The sequence below is a fragment of the Kocuria sp. TGY1127_2 genome (assembly GCF_013394385.1).
Taxonomy (GTDB): domain Bacteria; phylum Actinomycetota; class Actinomycetes; order Actinomycetales; family Micrococcaceae; genus Rothia.
Window position 1 is genome coordinate 379,192 of record NZ_AP022834.1, and the last position, 16,040, is coordinate 395,231.

Annotated in this window: 14 protein-coding genes; 7 read left to right on the forward strand and 7 right to left on the reverse strand. The window is 60.4% G+C overall.

Annotation, left to right across the window (positions count from 1 at the left end; all coding sequences use genetic code 11):
- The first annotated feature begins 114 nt into the window (after positions 1 to 114).
- Positions 115 to 1,182, forward strand: coding sequence for an aldo/keto reductase (locus sake_RS01660; RefSeq protein ID WP_129358553.1), 1,068 nt, complete (start codon positions 115 to 117; stop codon positions 1,180 to 1,182).
- A gap of 97 nt (positions 1,183 to 1,279) precedes the next feature.
- Here sake_RS01660 and sake_RS01665 read toward each other — a convergent pair whose 3' ends face one another.
- Both sake_RS01665 and sake_RS01670 read right to left on the reverse strand, forming a co-directional pair.
- Positions 1,280 to 2,599 carry a uracil-xanthine permease family protein gene (locus tag sake_RS01665; protein WP_129359397.1) on the reverse strand — a complete coding sequence of 440 codons (1,320 nt, stop codon included), beginning with the start codon at positions 2,597 to 2,599 and terminating at the stop codon, positions 1,280 to 1,282.
- A gap of 180 nt (positions 2,600 to 2,779) precedes the next feature.
- Complete coding sequence (locus sake_RS01670; RefSeq protein ID WP_129358554.1) at positions 2,780 to 3,214, reverse strand: MarR family winged helix-turn-helix transcriptional regulator; 435 nt, start codon at positions 3,212 to 3,214, stop codon at positions 2,780 to 2,782.
- A 141-nt stretch (positions 3,215 to 3,355) separates the two neighbouring features.
- Between sake_RS01670 and sake_RS01675 the strand changes: the two genes are divergently transcribed.
- A complete protein-coding gene (locus tag sake_RS01675) occupies positions 3,356 to 4,594 on the forward strand; it encodes an MFS transporter (protein ID WP_129359398.1) in 1,239 nt (412 codons plus the stop codon).
- Between the two features lie 103 nt (positions 4,595 to 4,697).
- Here the strand turns inward: sake_RS01675 and sake_RS01680 are convergent, their stop codons facing one another.
- Positions 4,698 to 6,173, reverse strand: coding sequence for a peptide MFS transporter (locus tag sake_RS01680; protein ID WP_129358555.1), 1,476 nt, complete (start codon positions 6,171 to 6,173; stop codon positions 4,698 to 4,700).
- A 221-nt stretch (positions 6,174 to 6,394) separates the two neighbouring features.
- Here sake_RS01680 and sake_RS01685 point away from each other — a divergent pair, with 221 nt between their 5' ends.
- Positions 6,395 to 7,972 carry an ATP-binding protein gene (locus sake_RS01685; RefSeq protein WP_165000928.1) on the forward strand — a complete coding sequence of 526 codons (1,578 nt, stop codon included), beginning with the start codon at positions 6,395 to 6,397 and terminating at the stop codon, positions 7,970 to 7,972.
- A gap of 97 nt (positions 7,973 to 8,069) precedes the next feature.
- Here sake_RS01685 and pgm read toward each other — a convergent pair whose 3' ends face one another.
- A complete protein-coding gene (gene pgm / locus sake_RS01690) occupies positions 8,070 to 9,704 on the reverse strand; it encodes a phosphoglucomutase (alpha-D-glucose-1,6-bisphosphate-dependent) (RefSeq protein ID WP_129358558.1) in 1,635 nt (544 codons plus the stop codon).
- A gap of 174 nt (positions 9,705 to 9,878) precedes the next feature.
- Positions 9,879 to 10,907, reverse strand: coding sequence for a formimidoylglutamase (gene hutG, locus sake_RS01695; RefSeq protein WP_129358559.1), 1,029 nt, complete (start codon positions 10,905 to 10,907; stop codon positions 9,879 to 9,881).
- A gap of 230 nt (positions 10,908 to 11,137) precedes the next feature.
- On the opposite strand from hutG, the gene sake_RS01700 reads away from it, so the two are divergent.
- The 3 genes from sake_RS01700 (at position 11,138) to sake_RS01710 (ending at position 12,815) form a co-directional block, all read left to right on the forward strand.
- Positions 11,138 to 11,467: a rhodanese-like domain-containing protein gene (locus tag sake_RS01700; RefSeq protein ID WP_129358560.1), complete on the forward strand. Its 330-nt coding sequence runs from the start codon at positions 11,138 to 11,140 to the stop codon at positions 11,465 to 11,467.
- Between the two features lie 14 nt (positions 11,468 to 11,481).
- Positions 11,482 to 12,405 carry a prephenate dehydratase gene (pheA, locus tag sake_RS01705; RefSeq protein ID WP_129358561.1) on the forward strand — a complete coding sequence of 308 codons (924 nt, stop codon included), beginning with the start codon at positions 11,482 to 11,484 and terminating at the stop codon, positions 12,403 to 12,405.
- A 116-nt stretch (positions 12,406 to 12,521) separates the two neighbouring features.
- The gene (locus tag sake_RS01710) at positions 12,522 to 12,815 is read left to right on the forward strand and encodes a hypothetical protein (RefSeq protein ID WP_129358562.1); all 294 of its coding nucleotides are present in this window, start codon (positions 12,522 to 12,524) and stop codon (positions 12,813 to 12,815) included.
- A gap of 5 nt (positions 12,816 to 12,820) precedes the next feature.
- Here sake_RS01710 and sake_RS01715 read toward each other — a convergent pair whose 3' ends face one another.
- Entirely contained in the window at positions 12,821 to 13,981 is a 1,161-nt protein-coding gene (locus tag sake_RS01715; protein ID WP_129358563.1) for a diacylglycerol kinase family protein, read from the reverse strand.
- A 10-nt stretch (positions 13,982 to 13,991) separates the two neighbouring features.
- Positions 13,992 to 14,621 (reverse strand): GNAT family N-acetyltransferase, encoded by a 630-nt coding sequence (locus sake_RS01720; RefSeq protein ID WP_129358564.1) that lies wholly within the window; start codon positions 14,619 to 14,621, stop codon positions 13,992 to 13,994.
- Positions 14,622 to 14,717: 96 nt separating this feature from the next.
- On the opposite strand from sake_RS01720, the gene serS reads away from it, so the two are divergent.
- Positions 14,718 to 16,028 carry a serine--tRNA ligase gene (gene serS / locus sake_RS01725; protein WP_129358565.1) on the forward strand — a complete coding sequence of 437 codons (1,311 nt, stop codon included), beginning with the start codon at positions 14,718 to 14,720 and terminating at the stop codon, positions 16,026 to 16,028.
- Positions 16,029 to 16,040 lie beyond the last annotated feature (12 nt).

The window sequence follows — 16,040 nt, forward strand, 5'->3', positions numbered from 1 at the left end:
GGGCGGCCTCGTCGTCGAGATCTCCTTTGTTCGCCGACCGTTGCAAACTGTCGCTTTTCCTCCGAGCACGTGCACACTATGGCTCTGATGTACGCCTCGTGAAGGAGTAACGCCATGGAATACACTCGTCTCGGCAATTCCGGCCTGTACGTGTCCCGCGTGGCACTTGGAACCATTCCCTACGGCCAGGGTGGAGGATTCGAGAAGATCTCCGGTTTGGGCGTCGAAGAAGCCAAGAAGCAGCTGGACGAAGCGTTGGGTCGTGGCGTCAATTTCCTCGATACCGCGAATATTTACAATGGCGGTGATTCGGAGAAAATTCTGGGACGGGCCCTGGGCAAGAAGCGCGACGACATCATCCTGACGTCCAAGGCCCGCACCCCGATGGGCGAGGGCCCCAACGATTCCGGCGCGAGCCGCTACCATCTGACTCGGGCCGTCGAGGACAGTCTGACGAGGCTCGGGACCGACCATCTGGATTTGCTGTACATGCACCAGTGGGACGGGCAGACCCCGATACGGGAGACCATCGAGACCGCCAACGAACTGATTCGTGCCGGCAAAATAAGGTACTGGGGCGTCTCCAATTACAACGCGTGGCAGCTGACCAAGACCGTCTATGAAGCCAGGGCCTTGGGGCTGAACCCGCCGATTGAGCAGCAGGTCTATTACACGCCTGAAGCGCGGGAGATCGAATACGAGATTCTCCCGGCCGCTCGCGACCTAGGGGTAGGTACGTGGGGTTGGTCGCCTCTGGGCGAGGGTCTCTTGAACGGTAAGGTTCGCCGCGGACAGGAAACCCCGTCGGACACGAGGCAGGGCGCCGGCTGGCCGGAACCTCACGTCACTGACTGGGAACGTGCATACGACCTCATCGAACTCTTCGACGACATCGCTGGCGACTTGGGATGGAGCTTGCCCCAGGTGGTCATCGCCTGGATCATGGGCCGCCCGGGGATTGACGGCGTCGCGATTGCGGCACGCGATTTCGGCCAATTCACCGAGGACCTCGACGCGGCCGAGTTGACGCTGCCGGATGAAGCGCGTGACCGTATCACCGAGGCGTCGCAACTGCCCGCGTACTACCCGCTGTGGCACCGACTTATGAACGGTATGGATCGCCCCGAACCGGCCGATCGCGAGTTCTTCGAGGAGCAGCGAAAGCACGTGCTGGGGGAGTAGGCGAAGCACGCCGGATCGCGCGACGCTCCCTCGCTTCGGGGAATTAGAACCCTGTCAAGGGACCGTATCCACTTCCGGGTGTGCTCCTGACCAACAACTAGCCCAGCGGCGAGGGGTTTTCTGCAGCGTCCGGATCCAACGGGTCGCTTCCGACAGACCGGCGACGTCGGGCGATGAAAGCCATGAGGTGATACACCACTAGCGTGGTTCCTGTGCCGAGGGCGATTCCCGCGAACTGCAATCCGAAGATGTCCCACGTGTAGTCCGCAATACCCACGATCAGGGCTACGGCCGCAGTCGTGAGGTTGACCTGATTGGAAAAATCCACGCGGTTCTGGACCCAAATGCGTACGCCGAGCATGCCGATCATTCCGTACAAGACCGTCGCTGCGCCCCCGAGTACGCCTTCCGGCACGGTGGCTACCGCCGCGCCGAAGACCGGCATCACGGAGAGCAGCAGGGCACATATGGCGGCGACCCAGTAGGCTGCGGTGGAATAGACCTTGGTGGCGGCCATGACGCCGATATTTTCGGCATAGGTTGTGGTGCCGGATCCTCCGCCCGTGCCCGCGATGGTCGTTGCCAATCCGTCGGCCATGATTGCGCGACCGGCGTAGTGGTCCAGATTGGTTCCGGTCATCAAAGCCACGGACTTGACGTGGCCGATGTTCTCCGCGACCAGAACGAGGACCACGGGAACAAATAGGCCAGCGAGGGCCAGATGGAACTCCGGAGCATGAAACTGCGGCAGCCCGAACAGGCCCTCGGAATCCCAAGCCTTCTGAATAGAACTGAAGTCGACTTCACCGCGAACTATTGCCGTGATGTATCCGATGAGCACGCCCAGCAGAATCGACAGGCGACCAAGGATTCCTCGGAAAAGCACCGAGATTAGAATGATCGATCCGAGCGTCACCAAGGCGGTCACGGGTGCCTTCATGAAATTCTCTTTGGCAGACGGCGCGAGGTTGAAGCCGATCAATGCGACGATCGATCCCGTCACGAGTGGCGGCATCAAGGTCTGCAGCCATCCGGTGCCCGCGATTTGGACGATGAGCCCAATGACAAAGAGGGTCAATCCAGACATGACGACGCCGCCGAGCGCGCCGCCAGGGCCGTATTGGTTCATGGCTGCTCCGATCGGCGCGATGAACGCAAAGGACGAGCCCAAGTATGAGGGCACCCGACCAGCCGTGAGGAGCAGGAACAGTATTGTGCCGATCCCGGAGAAGAACAGCGTGGTTGCCGGCGGAAAACCGGTGAGCAACGGCACCAGAAAAGTGGCGCCAAACATCGCGACGACGTGCTGGGCGCCGATGCTGATGGTGCGTCCCCAAACAAGACGTTCCTGCGGTGCCACCACCTGACCTGGAGCGACATGTCTTCCGTCGCCGTGAAGCGTCCATCTGAGCCCCATTTTCTGGGTAGTCGAGTCGGATGGGGGTGCAGAGCTCACGCTGACTCCTGGATGAGGTTCGATTGTCGACTTGCGGGCCCTTGCGAAGGCATCTGGCGACGCCGGGCTTCATCAATTCTACGTAGTCGTAAGGGTAGGAGCGGCTGTCCGCGCTCCGTGCCTCGGCGAAATGAAATAGGCCTAGCCGAGGATCTCCTCGGCAAGTTCCGTCAGTTCGGGGGTTTCGCGGGCCTTTTGGGCGGCGCGTTCCAGTGCGGCATCGTGCGTGGGCTTGGCCTCGTTGAGGGTTTTTCTGCCGCTCGGCGTGAGTTCGGTGTAGATGCCGCGTCGGTCGTCTTCGCACAAGATCCGGGTCAGAAGTCCGCGGTCTTGGAGGCGGTTGACGAGCCGTGTGGTCGCGCTGGGAGACAGGGCTGCGGCGCGCCTGAGCTGGGACATGCGCATATGCCATCCGTCTTGGCGGCTCAAGGCTTCCAGGACGTTGTACTCGACCACCGACAGCTGGTGCTTGGAGTCGAGGTCCTTCTCCAACTCACCCTCGATCAGATGGTGAAGCGCCGCGAGTCGGAGCCATCCTTGGGCACGGATTTCGAGGGCATCGTTACTGATGGACATGAAATCATGATACCAAGAGGTTGCAATATCGGGCGCCTGCAACTAGTTTTGCATACGCCGTTGTTTGCATACGCGTTATAAACGCTCGTACAACTCAACGCGATATTCGTTGCTCCCGACTTGAGGTATTCCATGAAAAATATCCCCTTAGGCCTCCTGGCGTTGGCGATCGGAGGGTTTGGCATCGGCCTGACCGAATTCGTGATCGCTGGTCTCCTGCCCGAGGTCGCTCAGGCCTTCGGCGTCAACGAAGCAAAGGCTGGGGGCCTTATCTCCGGCTACGCTCTTGCCGTTGCTGTGGGAGCGATCGTGCTGACTCTGCTCCTGAATGCGGTGCCGCGGAAGGTTGCTCTTCTGGGGCTGCTGATTCTGTTCATTGCCGGCAATCTCATATCTGCCCTGGCCGGAACCTACAGTCTGATGCTGACCGGTCGAATTCTGGCGGCCCTTTGTCACGGTGCATTCTTCGGTATCGGCTCCGTGGTCGCCGCATCTATGGTTGCACCATCCAAGCAGTCCGGGGCAATAGCCCTCATGTTCGGCGGGTTGACGACAGCAAATGTCCTCGGAGTTCCGTTAGGGACCCTGATCGGGCAGGCCTTCGGGTGGCGTTCCACATTTTGGGTCATCACGATGATCGGGATCGGTGCATTCGTTGCCATTGCGGCGCTCGTTCCGGCCATGCAGTCAATGAGTCCTCAGGCAAACTCGGTAGAGCGCAATGAATCCGCATCCGTCCGGATTCGTCGAGAACTGTATGCCTTTACGCGCATACAGGTTCTGCTTTCCCTTCTCGTCACGGTTCTCGGATTCGGCGGGATGTTCGGCGCCTTCACCTACATCTCATACATTTTGACCGGCGTATCCGGATTCCCGTCGACCTGGGTTCCGTGGCTATTGGTTGCTTTCGGGGTGGGGCTCTTTGCCGGCAATCTCTACGGGGGCCGTGCGGCGGATCGCAACAATCACATGACGATCCTGACCGTGCTCGTTGCCCTGGTGATCGTTATGTCCCTCTTTGCCCTGACGGCACAGTTCAAGGTCACAGCGGTGCTGTTCCTGATGCTGATGGGTCTCTTCGGTTTCGCGATCGTGCCAGGGCTGCAGAATCGAATTCTTTCCCATGCCGGTGACGCCCCCACTCTCGCGTCAGGAGCCAACATTGCGGCTTTCAATATCGGCAATGCCATGGGCGCCTGGCTTTCCGGGCTCGGAATCTCTCTGGGGTTGGGGTACGCCTCCGCATTATGGATAGGGGCAGGATTGTCCCTGGTGGCCCTGATCGTTTTTGCCATCTCGATCACGTTGCCGGGCGGAAGGCCTCGGAAGCCGGCGTCTGCCCCGACGAGCGAGGTCGTGGGTGGAGTATCCAGGCAATGATGAAGGCAGGCGCTGTTGAGCCCTTCCGGATGAACCGGGCGGGAATGCGCAAAGGGTGGGACTCTCGAATGAGAGTCCCACCCTTTGGTGAGCGGAGGGCAACCTACTTGAGGCCGCGCATCATCCTGAGGATCGGTTTGCGGACGAGCCACAGAATCACGCCGGCTACGATGCTGATGAGGCCCATCGTCAGGAAGTAGGGCACTTCCGCCTGTTCCGAGTAGAACTGAGCGAGCCAGCCGGAAAGGGCGGTACCCATCGCGACCGATGTCCAGTACCACGCCATCATCTGAGACTTGTGCGCCTCAGGGGCGAAGCGCGTGGTCGCTGACGTCCCGGTGGGGGAAAGCGTCAGCTCCGCAACCGTGCAGACGAACAGAATCAGCACGAGCCACCACAGGCTCACGATGTGATGTCCGGCCGGCAGCAGGAAGATCAGGAATGCGATTCCCACGCCGATCATGCCCAAGGAGAACTTGGTGACGGTGGAGGGCTGGCGATTGCCGAGCTTGGTCCACATGGTCGCGAACACTGTTCCCAAAAGAATGATGAAGACCGGGTTGATCGACTGGAACATGCCCGGCTTGAACTCCAACCCGAACAAGTGCCAATCGAGACGACTGTCCGAGTAGACGGCCATGACCGTGAACTGTTGCTGGTACAGGGCCCAGAACACCGCGTTGCCGATCCACAGCGGGACGAAGGCCAGAACCCTCGAATGTTCGGTCTCGCTGGTCTTGTTGCTGCGAATCAGGATCGTGCCCAGAACAATCGCCCCGAGCAAGGTGATGCCGATGACCCAGTTGGAGATGTTTCCTGGTGTGATGAGGCCCGTGAGGCACAGAACCAGGATGATCAGAACCGCGACGAGGAGGCCGCCGACGAACATGCCCTTTTGACGGCCGTTCGCCGGATTGTTGACGTGGTGGACCGTTTCTGGGAGGTTCTTGCGGGTCAACATGTACTGCAGAAGGCCCAGGGCCATGCCGATCGCGGCGAGCAGGAACCCGAAGTGGAAACCGAGGATGCCCCAGCCGGTATTGGTGAACAGGGGCCCCACGAGAGCGCCGATATTGACGCCCATGTAGAAGACCGTGAACCCTGCTTCGCGGCGCATGTCCTTCGTGTCATAGAGGGAGGCAACAAGGACGGACGCATTTGTCTTGAGGCAGCCGGAGCCCACAGCGATCAGCACGAGGCCGATGATCACACCAGCGAAGTTGGGGATCAGGGACAGTGCGAGGTGCCCGAACATAATGGCAATTGCGGAATAGAACAGGGTTCGTTCGGGGCCGAAGACCCGGTCGCCCAAATAGCCGCCGAGAATGGCCATGAGGTAAACCATGCCGCCGTATGCGCCGATGATCCCTGTGGCTGCGGCCTGATCGAGGCCGAGGCCGCCATCGGCGGCCGAGTAGTACAGGTAGTAAACGAGGATGCCTTGCATCCCGTAAAAGGAGAAACGCTCCCACATCTCAACAGAGAAGAGATTGGCGAGCATTCGGGGGTGGCCGAAGAAGGTCTTGCCGCTCGGATTCCGAGGGTCTACCTCCGTGCCTTCAGCGACGTGACTAGACATCGGATAGCACCGTTCGTAGATAGGATTTTAAGTATGCCGTCCGCAACTCTAACCCCAAAGTGTGAAGCGGCGCATACTTAGCTTTGGTATGAGCCTGTGTTGGATCCGATCGGAGTCGGGGCGATCAGGGGCCGTCTGCGCCCGTACGCCGCCATTTCGTTGCCTCATAGTCATCAAGATTTTGGATGACGATGAGCGACTATGTGACTAGCATCATGACTATGAAGAGCACTAGACAGCTCATCAAGGAACTCAGGGCATCGGGCTCGGAATCGACCGAGGTCGAGGTCAAATCCGGCCTCCATGGCTTTCCCAAGTCTGCCGTGGAGACAATGAGTTCGTTCGCGAACGGAACCGGCGGAACCATTCTCTTCGGTCTCACCGACAAGACGTTCCGCCCCGTCAAAGGCTTCGACGCGCAACGCGTTCACGACGCGGTGTCCAATGCGGTCAGGGCGAAGCTCACGCCGCATCCAGCCGTCGAGCTCTCGGTTGAGGAATTCGAGGGCGCCAGAGTCGTCAGAGCCGATGTCGAGGAGCTTCCGTACTTCGACAAGCCCTGTTTCGTGGCCAGCAAAGGAGCGTACGGGGGCTCGTATATACGGATCGGCGAAGGCGACCACAAGCTCTCGGAGTACGAGGTCACGCAATTGCGCGACAATCGCGTGCAACCCGGCTACGACCGGGAAGCCGTGGAAAATGGGAACCAAGAAACGCTCAATGCCCAAGCCGTCGACAACCTTCTCGAGAAAGCCTGCGAGCGTACCCCCGCCGCCTTCAGTGGGGTCGAACCCCGGATTGCTCTCAAGAGGCTCAACGTCACGCACGAATCCACACGTCGGGCCCGGCCGACGCTCGCTGGCCTCTTGGCTCTTGGGGTATATCCCCAAGAGTTCTTTCCCCAGCTCAATGTAACGTTCGTGGCGGTTCCGGGGACATCGCTCGGGGAGGTGGATGCGGGCGGCGTCGCTTTCACGGACAACCAGTCGTTCAACGGGCCCATTCCGACGTTGATCACCGCCTCGGTAGAGGCTGTGCGGCGAAATTCGAATCGAGCGGCGATCATCACGGGGGCGGGCCGGAGGGATGTTTACGACTTTCCCGACGTCGCCGTCCGAGAAGCCATGACCAACGCCCTCATGCATCGGGATTACAGCCCGTATGCTCGCGGAATACAGGTCCAGATGGAGCTCTATTCGGATCGTCTGGAAATCCGCAATCCCGGGGGCTTGTACGGCGGGATTCGAGTCGAGGAGCTAGGGCGTGTTTTCACATCGTCGTCGCGTAACGCGGCCCTGGCGAAATTGCTCGAAGAAGTCGAGATGCCCCGAACCGGGACGTCGGTCTGTGAAAATCGTGGGTCAGGTATCGCCCGCATGGCGTTTGCGATGGAACAAGCTGGCAAGCCATCCCCGGAGTTCCGCGTGACACCAACCTCCGTGACCGTGATACTGCGCTTGGCGCCGGTTCCTTCCGCGAGTTCCGTACCCCACTCGCAGCTGCGCACGGAAGCACAGGGGCGCACCCGGATAGCGCTCAACGCCGATTCACATGAGCAGCAGCTCATTGAACTCATGGCCCGGCGAAGCGCACCGATCACGAGTCAACGTATTCAGGACGCTCTGTGCCTCTCGCAGTCCGCAGCCAACCGTCTCCTGAAGAGGATGATCGACGCGGGTCAGGTCCTGCCGACTGCCCCGCCCCGCAGTCACCGCAGAAGGTACCTGCTCGCGGACGGGGTAAGGGGCAGCTCGGATGGGAACGCGCGACGAATTATTGGCGGGAAAGTACGGCCTTGACCTCACCCATGGGTCGCGGTGTTGGCGAAAGCCTATATGCTTTCCCGATCTGATCGAGAGCAAAGCGGTGTGTGGCCATCTTCCGGCCGTCTCCGCCTTAGCTGAGGGCTCCGTCGACCAGGGCCTTGGCTTCCTTTTGGACCTCGGCCAAATGCTCGTCTCCCTTGAAAGATTCCGCGTAGATCTTGTAGACGTCCTCGGTTCCTGATGGGCGGGCAGCGAACCACGCGTTTTCCGTGACGACTTTCAGGCCGCCGATCGGTTCTCCATTTCCAGGTGCCTCGGTCAAAGTCGCAGTGATGGCCTCTCCTGCGAGCTCGGTTGCGGTGACGTCCGCGGCGGAAAGTTTCTTGAGCTTTGCCTTTTGCTCTCTGTTCGCGGGCGCGTCGATGCGCGCGTAGCTGGGCGAACCGAAATCCTCCGTCAGCTCCGCGTAACGCTGAGACGGGGTCTTGCCGGTAACCGCCGTCATCTCCGCCGCCAGCAGGGCCAGGATGATCCCGTCCTTGTCCGTTGTCCAGACCGAGCCGTCTTTTCTCAGGAAGGAAGCACCGGCAGATTCCTCGCCGCCGAAGCCCAGAGAACCGTCCATGAGGCCTGCGACGAAGAATTTGAAGCCCACGGGAACTTCGACCAAGGGGCGGTTCAGGGATGCGGCGACCTTGTCGATGACGGATGAGGAAACCAGGGTCTTGCCGACCCCTGCGGCCCCCGGCCAGTCCGGTCGGTGGCTGTACAGATAGTCGATGGCGACCGCGAGGTAGTGATTGGGGTTCATCAGCCCTTCATCCGGGGTGACGATTCCGTGCCGGTCAGAATCGGCGTCGTTGCCGGTCGCTATGTCGTACTTGTCCCGCGAGGCAATCAGGGAAGCCATGGCATTGGGCGACGAGCAGTCCATGCGGATTTTCTCGTCCCAATCCAAGGTCATGAACGACCATCTGGGATCGACCTCGGGATTCACGACGGTCATGTTGAGGCCGAATCGCTCCGAGATGGTGATCCAGTACTCGACGGCGGCCGAGCCCATGGGGTCGGCACCGATGCGCAACCCCGAATCGCGGATCGCTTCGAGGTCGATGACCTCGGGCAGTGCCGAGACGTAGGAGGTCATGAAATCGAAGCGCCCGGTCGTGTCCGCAGCTTTGGCCCGGGCCAGCGGCAGCCTCTTGACGCCCGCGAGATCGTTCTCGAGGAGCTCGTTCGCGCGGTCCGCAATCCACGAGGTCGCGTCCGAATCCGCAGGCCCACCGTGCGGTGGATTGTATTTGAAACCGCCGTCTGTGGGTGGGTTGTGGCTCGGGGTGATGACGATGCCGTCCGCACGCTCCGCCGAAGGCTTGGCGTTGTGCGTCAGTATCGCGTGGGACAGGGACGGAGTGGGAACGTAGCCGTCGTTGGAATCCACTAAGACGTGGACCTCATTGCCTGCCAGAACTTCCAAAGCAGTCTCTTGGGCGGGACCGGACAGCGCATGGGTGTCACGACCCATGTAGAGAGGACCCTTGTAGCCCTGACCGGCTCGATACTCGACAATCGCCTGGGTGATCGCTGCGATATGAGCCTCATTGAACGACGCTTTGAAAGAACTTCCGCGATGGCCTGACGTGCCGAATGAGACACGCTGGTCGGGGTCTCCCGAGTCCGGGACCACCGAGTAGTAGGCGTCGGTCAATTCCTTGAGATCGACAAGGTCTTGTGGTTGAGCGGGGGTTCCTGCGCGGTTAGCCATGACTTAAACCTATCCCGAAAAAGCTGAGCGGGGGCTACGGCGGGCTTATCACCTCGCCGTCCACACTCGGTTGGTTCTTACGTCTCTACAATCATGGGCAGCTGATCGGTCCTCGTCTGCCCGACGCCGGTTGCGGCTGATGCGCGTCCGGCGTCGAGCGGATATCTCGATTCCTTAGGACAAGCCCTGGGCATGGAGCGCACGCTGGCGTTGAGCCAGGAATTCGCGTTGCTCGGGTGAATCGGCGGCGTCTGCGGCGGGCCGATTGAAGGCAGCGCGGGTCGAGCCGTCGATCAGGCGTGCGGCCGCGCGGGCGGTGCGTTCATCGAGATCGTATTCAGGATTGAGACCGACGATGTCCATCATGGCCATCTTGCCGCTCGCGGCGACGCGTTGGACCACTTCTTGGACGACGATCATCGGGACGCCGAGGGCGGACGGCGCGCTGACTCCAGGCGCCTGGTATCCGGGAAGAACGTCGAGATCAACACTGAGATAGACCACATCCAGGTCTGCCAGCTGCTGGTCGACGAAATCGAGGACGTTCTGCAGGCGGCATTCCGCGCACTGGTCATCCTTCAGATAGGAGACGTTGAGATCCTGGGCGTGCTCGAATTGCGCGCGTACGTTATCCGCCTCGCTGACTCCGAGAACGCTGTAGTGGAACTCGCGCTCGGACTTCTTCTCCTCCGTGATGATTTGGCGCAGCGCAGTGACCGCCGTGGGCTGGGGGGTATTGCGAATCGCGAAATGGGAATCGAGGCTCATGACGCCCCACTTTTTCACCTCGTCGAGAGATCCGGACGCAACAAGCCCCTGATATGCCGCATAGGTGGTCTCGTGTCCGCCGCCCAGGACGACTGTCAGGCTGTGCTCCGGGATGATGCGGCCGAGCTGTTCCCCGGCCTCAGCCTGAGCTTCTTCCATGTTGTGTCCGTCCACGGCGACGTCACCGCGATCGTGGACGATTTGTCCTCCATGAAAGGCCAGCTGAGCCAGCGCATGCCGAATGTGGAATGGCCCTTTGGCCGCGCCCGGGCGCCCCTGGTTGCGTACGGTGCCCTCATGGGAGGCGAAACCGAAGATCGCCAGACCTTTGGGATCGTCTTCCTTCTGCACCTTCCCGGCGTACACCATGTGGTGCCAACGGGTGTGGATTGCTCCCGGACCCTCGTCGCGTCCCATCCAAGGTGTTGTCTCCATGACCAATTCCTCTGTTTTGAAATTTTATGTAGCTTGATCCCACACATAACACCCGTGGTCATGAACTTGGCAAGCTTATGCCGCATATCGTCCCGAATCTTGGGACAACTGGTCGCGTTTCCGCGATCTGGGACGGTTGTGGATTTCTTCGTGAGCCTTCCGACGTGCACGGTAAGTTAGATAAGGAAGAAGCGAATACGGGCGGATGCCGCCTCGAGTGAGGAGAAACCATGGACGAGAACGTTCCCAACGTGAAGGTCGAGGAAATCCCCGAGGGCGCCAAGATCCTCGATGTCCGCGAGGACTATGAATGGGAAGAAGGACACATCCAAGGGGCTCAGCATCTTCCGCTGGACCAAGTTCCGGAACGATATGGCGAGGTTCCCCTGGACGAGGACGTCTACGTCATCTGTCGGAGCGGAGGCCGTTCGCTGCGCGCGACTGCCTACCTTAATCAGTACGGATTCGATGCGTTCAACGTGGTCGGTGGCATGGGTGCATGGCAGGACGCCGAGAAACCCATGGTCTCCGAGAACGGCCAGACACCGCAGGTTCGGTAGTCAGGCGTTCACACATGAAGTACACATATCTCGGCCCCGAGGGCACGTTCTCTGAGGCCGCACTGCTTTCTGTCCCTGGTTCGGACACCGCCGAACGCATACCGGCCACGTCCGTTCCGGCCGCCCTGGCCATGGTCCGCGAGGGCAAGGTCGATGCGGCGATGGTTCCGATTGAAAACTCCGTAGAGGGCGGTGTCACGGCAACCCTTGATGCCATTGCGGACGGGGAAGACCTGCGCATCGTTCGGGAGGTGCTGGTCCCCATCCGTTTCATCCTCGTCGGTGCCCCAGGACTGACGCTCGACGAGGTCCGAGTGGTGTCGACGCATTCCCATGCTTGGGCACAGGTCCGGAAATGGATGGGTGAAGCGCTGCCCAATGCGGATTACGTGCCCGCGAGCTCCACGGCCGCGGCGGCGGTCGCATTCCTCGATGAAGACAACCCAGGGTATGAGGCGGCGGTATGCTCCCCGATCGTCGCCGAACAGCATCCGGAACTGAACTTGCTCGCAACAGATATTGGTGACAACGCCAATGCGATCACTCGATTCATTCTGGTGACCTCGGCCCACGACGGTCTGCCGACCCCTGAGCCCACCGGGGCGGACAAGACCACCCTGGTCATCCCGCTCCCCGAGGACCGCGCGGGCGCTCTGATGGACCTTTTGGAACAGTTCGCGGTGCGAGGGGTGAATCTTTCACGCATTGAGTCACGGCCGACGGGGCAGTCATTGGGCTCGTACTTCTTCTCCATCGATGCCGAAGGTCACTTGGAAAACCTGAGAATGCGCAACGCCCTGCGTGGCCTGCACCGGGTATCACCGGGTGTGAAGTTTCTGGGTTCCTATCCTCGCGCCGATCGGAAGGAACCCCTTCTCGATTCGCATCATTCCGACGAGGCTTTTTCCCGGGCAGACAAGTGGGTGGACAACCTCTGAAGTGCCGCGGTGACGTGATGCCGCCCGCAGGGTTGCTGTCGAGGGAATCCGTGGGCGTTTGACCCGTTCCGGTGGATACTGAACACTTAAGGTCGAAGAATAGAAGGGGAAACCACATGCGAGTTACCGGTTGGTTGCAGGCTGGCATCATCATGCTTGTCCTGGGCATCTTCGTGGGAGCTTACGGGGTCGGCATTTGGGCGCTCGCTCTGGGCCAGGATACGGACGCGGACAGCGGAGCCAAGATTGCTTCGCCCATCATGATGCTTGCCTCCGTCCCCCTCCTCGTTGTCGGCCTCGGTATGACCATCTCCGGCATCTTTTGGGAAAGGCATGTTTTCCTCGAAGCGCTGTCGGCCCGAAGGCAAGAGGCGGAAGCCGCGTCTTCTGTTCGGTCTCGCCCAGAATAAAGTGACTAACTCACCGACGGGTTGACGAACCGCCGCCAGTTCAAACGGGACTGTCCCAGAGCGCTTGTCTTCCTGAGGTTCGCCAAACTGCGGAACGGTGTGATGTTCTCCGGGTAGGTGTTGACGGCAAGGACTGCCGGCCGGACCTCGGCCACCAGGCGACCATAGGTTCCGATCAGGTCGCCATCGACCTCTACCGGTTGCGGACTGCCTCCGAAGTCCAGTACGACTTTCTTCCCGTGAAGATGCTCGATGACCGGAAGGCCGTTTCTTTTCCGCGTCACGACCTGTCTGGTCAAGGATACCCACCCGACCAGGTTGCGAGGGGTCAGCAAGATGACTTCGAGGAGACCGTCGTCCGCCGTGGAGTCCGCGGCCAGATGAAGACCGGCCGTGATTTCCCCGCAATTGGCGACGAGTACTGCACGAATCCTCCTGCGGATCGGTTCATCGTCGTCGATCTGGATGGCAACCGGACGTCTGACGGAAACCAAATTGCGCAGACCGGCCTCGACGTAGGCCAACCACCCCAATCTCGACTTTAGATCGTCCTTGGTGTCCGTCATGATTTGGGCGTCGAAGCCCGCCCCGCCCATGACCAGGTACGACAGCTCTTCATGGATCCCGTCCTGCCGCGTCGCTCGGAGACCGATCATGTCGATGCGTCGGGGCCTGCCATGGAGTGCCGTATCGATGCAGGAATGCAGATCCGAGATGCTCATTTCCAGGTTGCGTGCGAGCAGATTGCCAGTGCCCAGCGGGACGATTCCCATCCCCGTCGTGGTGCCCTCCAGGACGCCAGCCACCTGGCGGACCGTGCCGTCCCCACCCATAGCAATGACGAGATCACAGCCGTCGGCCACTGCCTGTTCGGCCATACCGCGGCCGGGATCTTCCGTCGTCGTCTCGTAGAACTTCGGTTCCGGCCAATCGATTTTACGAGTTGCGTGTGCCAGAGCATCGCACGAGAAGTGTGCGAGCGACTTCACCGGGTTGTACACGACACCGACCTGACGTGGGCTCCCCGGTTCGAGACGGGGGCGCCACGGCACGGGCTGGGTCAGTACAGGGGGCCGCCCTCGCCACGACGTGACGACGCTGGCGGCAGCGGCGGCGGCCAGGCTCAGGAAGCCCACCACACCTAGGGCTTTTCCGGAAGGTCGCATAATTTCCAGGTTACCGGTCCTGAGCGCGATTCATCCGGTGAGCCAACTGATTACGGACCGCGGGCCACTCGTCGCGCACGATCGAATAACTGCAGGTATCCCGGATCGAACCATCCTCCATACGCCGATCGTTGCGCAGCACGCCGTCCAGTTGCGCTCCCAAATCCTCGATCGCTCGTCGGGACTGTCGGTTCAGTTTATGGGTTTCGAAGCGCACGCTGATGCACTTGAGGGTTTCGAAGGCATAGGTGAGCAGGAGTTTCTTCGACTCGATGTTCATCCCGGTCCGTTGCGTCGACGCGGCATTCCAGGTGTATCCGATATCGACCCTCGGCGCGCTCCAGTCAAGATCGTAATAGCTTGTCATGCCAGTGATTTTGCCGTCGGCGAGACGACGGGCTGCGAAAGGGATCATGGCCCAGTTTCGCTGGAGCTCCAGACGCCGGCGGATCTCTGATTCGACGCCTTCCGGTCGGGGAACCGAGGTGTACCAAAGGTTCCACAGTTCGCCGTCGCGGGTTGCGTCCTGAAGATCCTCGCAATGATCGAGGGAAAGCTGTTCAAGCTGGACCGACGTGCCCGTAAGCGTAGGCGCGGTCAAGTCGGTTGGAGGCGTTGGGATGGTGTCGAATTCCGTCATGGGCCTACCGTATCGGGTGTCCAATTCGGGTCACCGTTATCCACAGCGATGTATCCGACGTGGGAACCTCGCGAGCGTTGCGGTAGGTTAAGGGGCGTGATCGACATTAATCTTCTGCGCGAAAATCCAGACCTGTTTCGGGCTTCTCAGCGTGCCCGCCAATCCGACGTCGAGCTCGTGGACCACATCCTCGAAGCTGACGCCAATCGTCGGCAGTCGATTAGTGATTTCGAATCACTGCGAGCGGAACAGAAGTCTTTCGGCAAAAAGGTCTCCCAGGCCACTGGCGAGGAGAAAAATGCCCTGCTGGCCGAGGTCAAAGAGCTCTCACAGAAGGTCAAAGCCGCGGAAAATGCCTTGAACGAAGCCCAGGCAGCTCAGGACGAACTCCTCTCCCGCATGGAGAACCTCATCATCGACGGCGTCCCCACCGGTGGCGAGGACGACTTCGTCACCTTGAAAACGGTTGGCGAGCCCCGGGATTTCGCTTCCGAAGGCTTCGAACCGCGGGATCATCTTGAGATCGGGGAGCTCCTCGACGGCATCGATATGGCCAGAGGAGCCAAAGTCTCCGGTGCGCGTTTTTACTTCTTGAAAGGTGCGGTCGCTCGCCTCGAACAGGCTTTGCTGTGGATGGCACTGGACCAAGCCACCAAGGCCGGCTTCACGATGCTGACTACCCCGACCCTCGTCCGTCCCGAGACTATGGCTGGGACTGGTTTCAACGTCAAGCACGACGACGAGATCTACCGGCTCGAGCGGGACGATCTTTACCTCGTGGGAACATCCGAGGTCGCGATCGCCGGTTACCACGCGGACGAGATCATCGATTTCGACGGCGGACCCCGGAAATATCTCGGGTGGTCCACGTGTTACAGACGTGAGGCCGGATCCGCCGGCAAGGATACCCGCGGCATCATTCGCGTACACCAGTTCAACAAAGCAGAAATGTTTGTGTACTGCCCCGTAGAAGAAGCGGAAGGCATGCACGAGAAAATGCTGGCCTGGGAAGAGGAAATGCTGGGCAAGTGCGGCCTGTCCTATCGTGTGATCGATACTGCGGCCGGCGATTTGGGTTCTTCGGCAGCGAGGAAGTTCGATTGCGAGGCGTGGATTCCCACCCAAGGCACATACCGTGAATTGACCTCGACCTCGAATTGCACGACGTTCCAGGCCCGGCGGCTGAACATTCGAGAGCGCAAGCCGGACGTGGTCTCCGCCAACGGCAAGACGAAAAAGGGCGGAACCCGGACGGTCGCTACCCTCAATGGCACGCTGGCTACAACGCGTTGGTTGGTCGCGATCTTGGAAACTCACCAGCAGAAGGACGGATCGGTCCGCATCCCCGAAGCACTGCGCCCCTATATGGGCGGGCTCGAGGTCATCCCAGTGGTTGGGCAGAAATAGTCCAGCAATCGG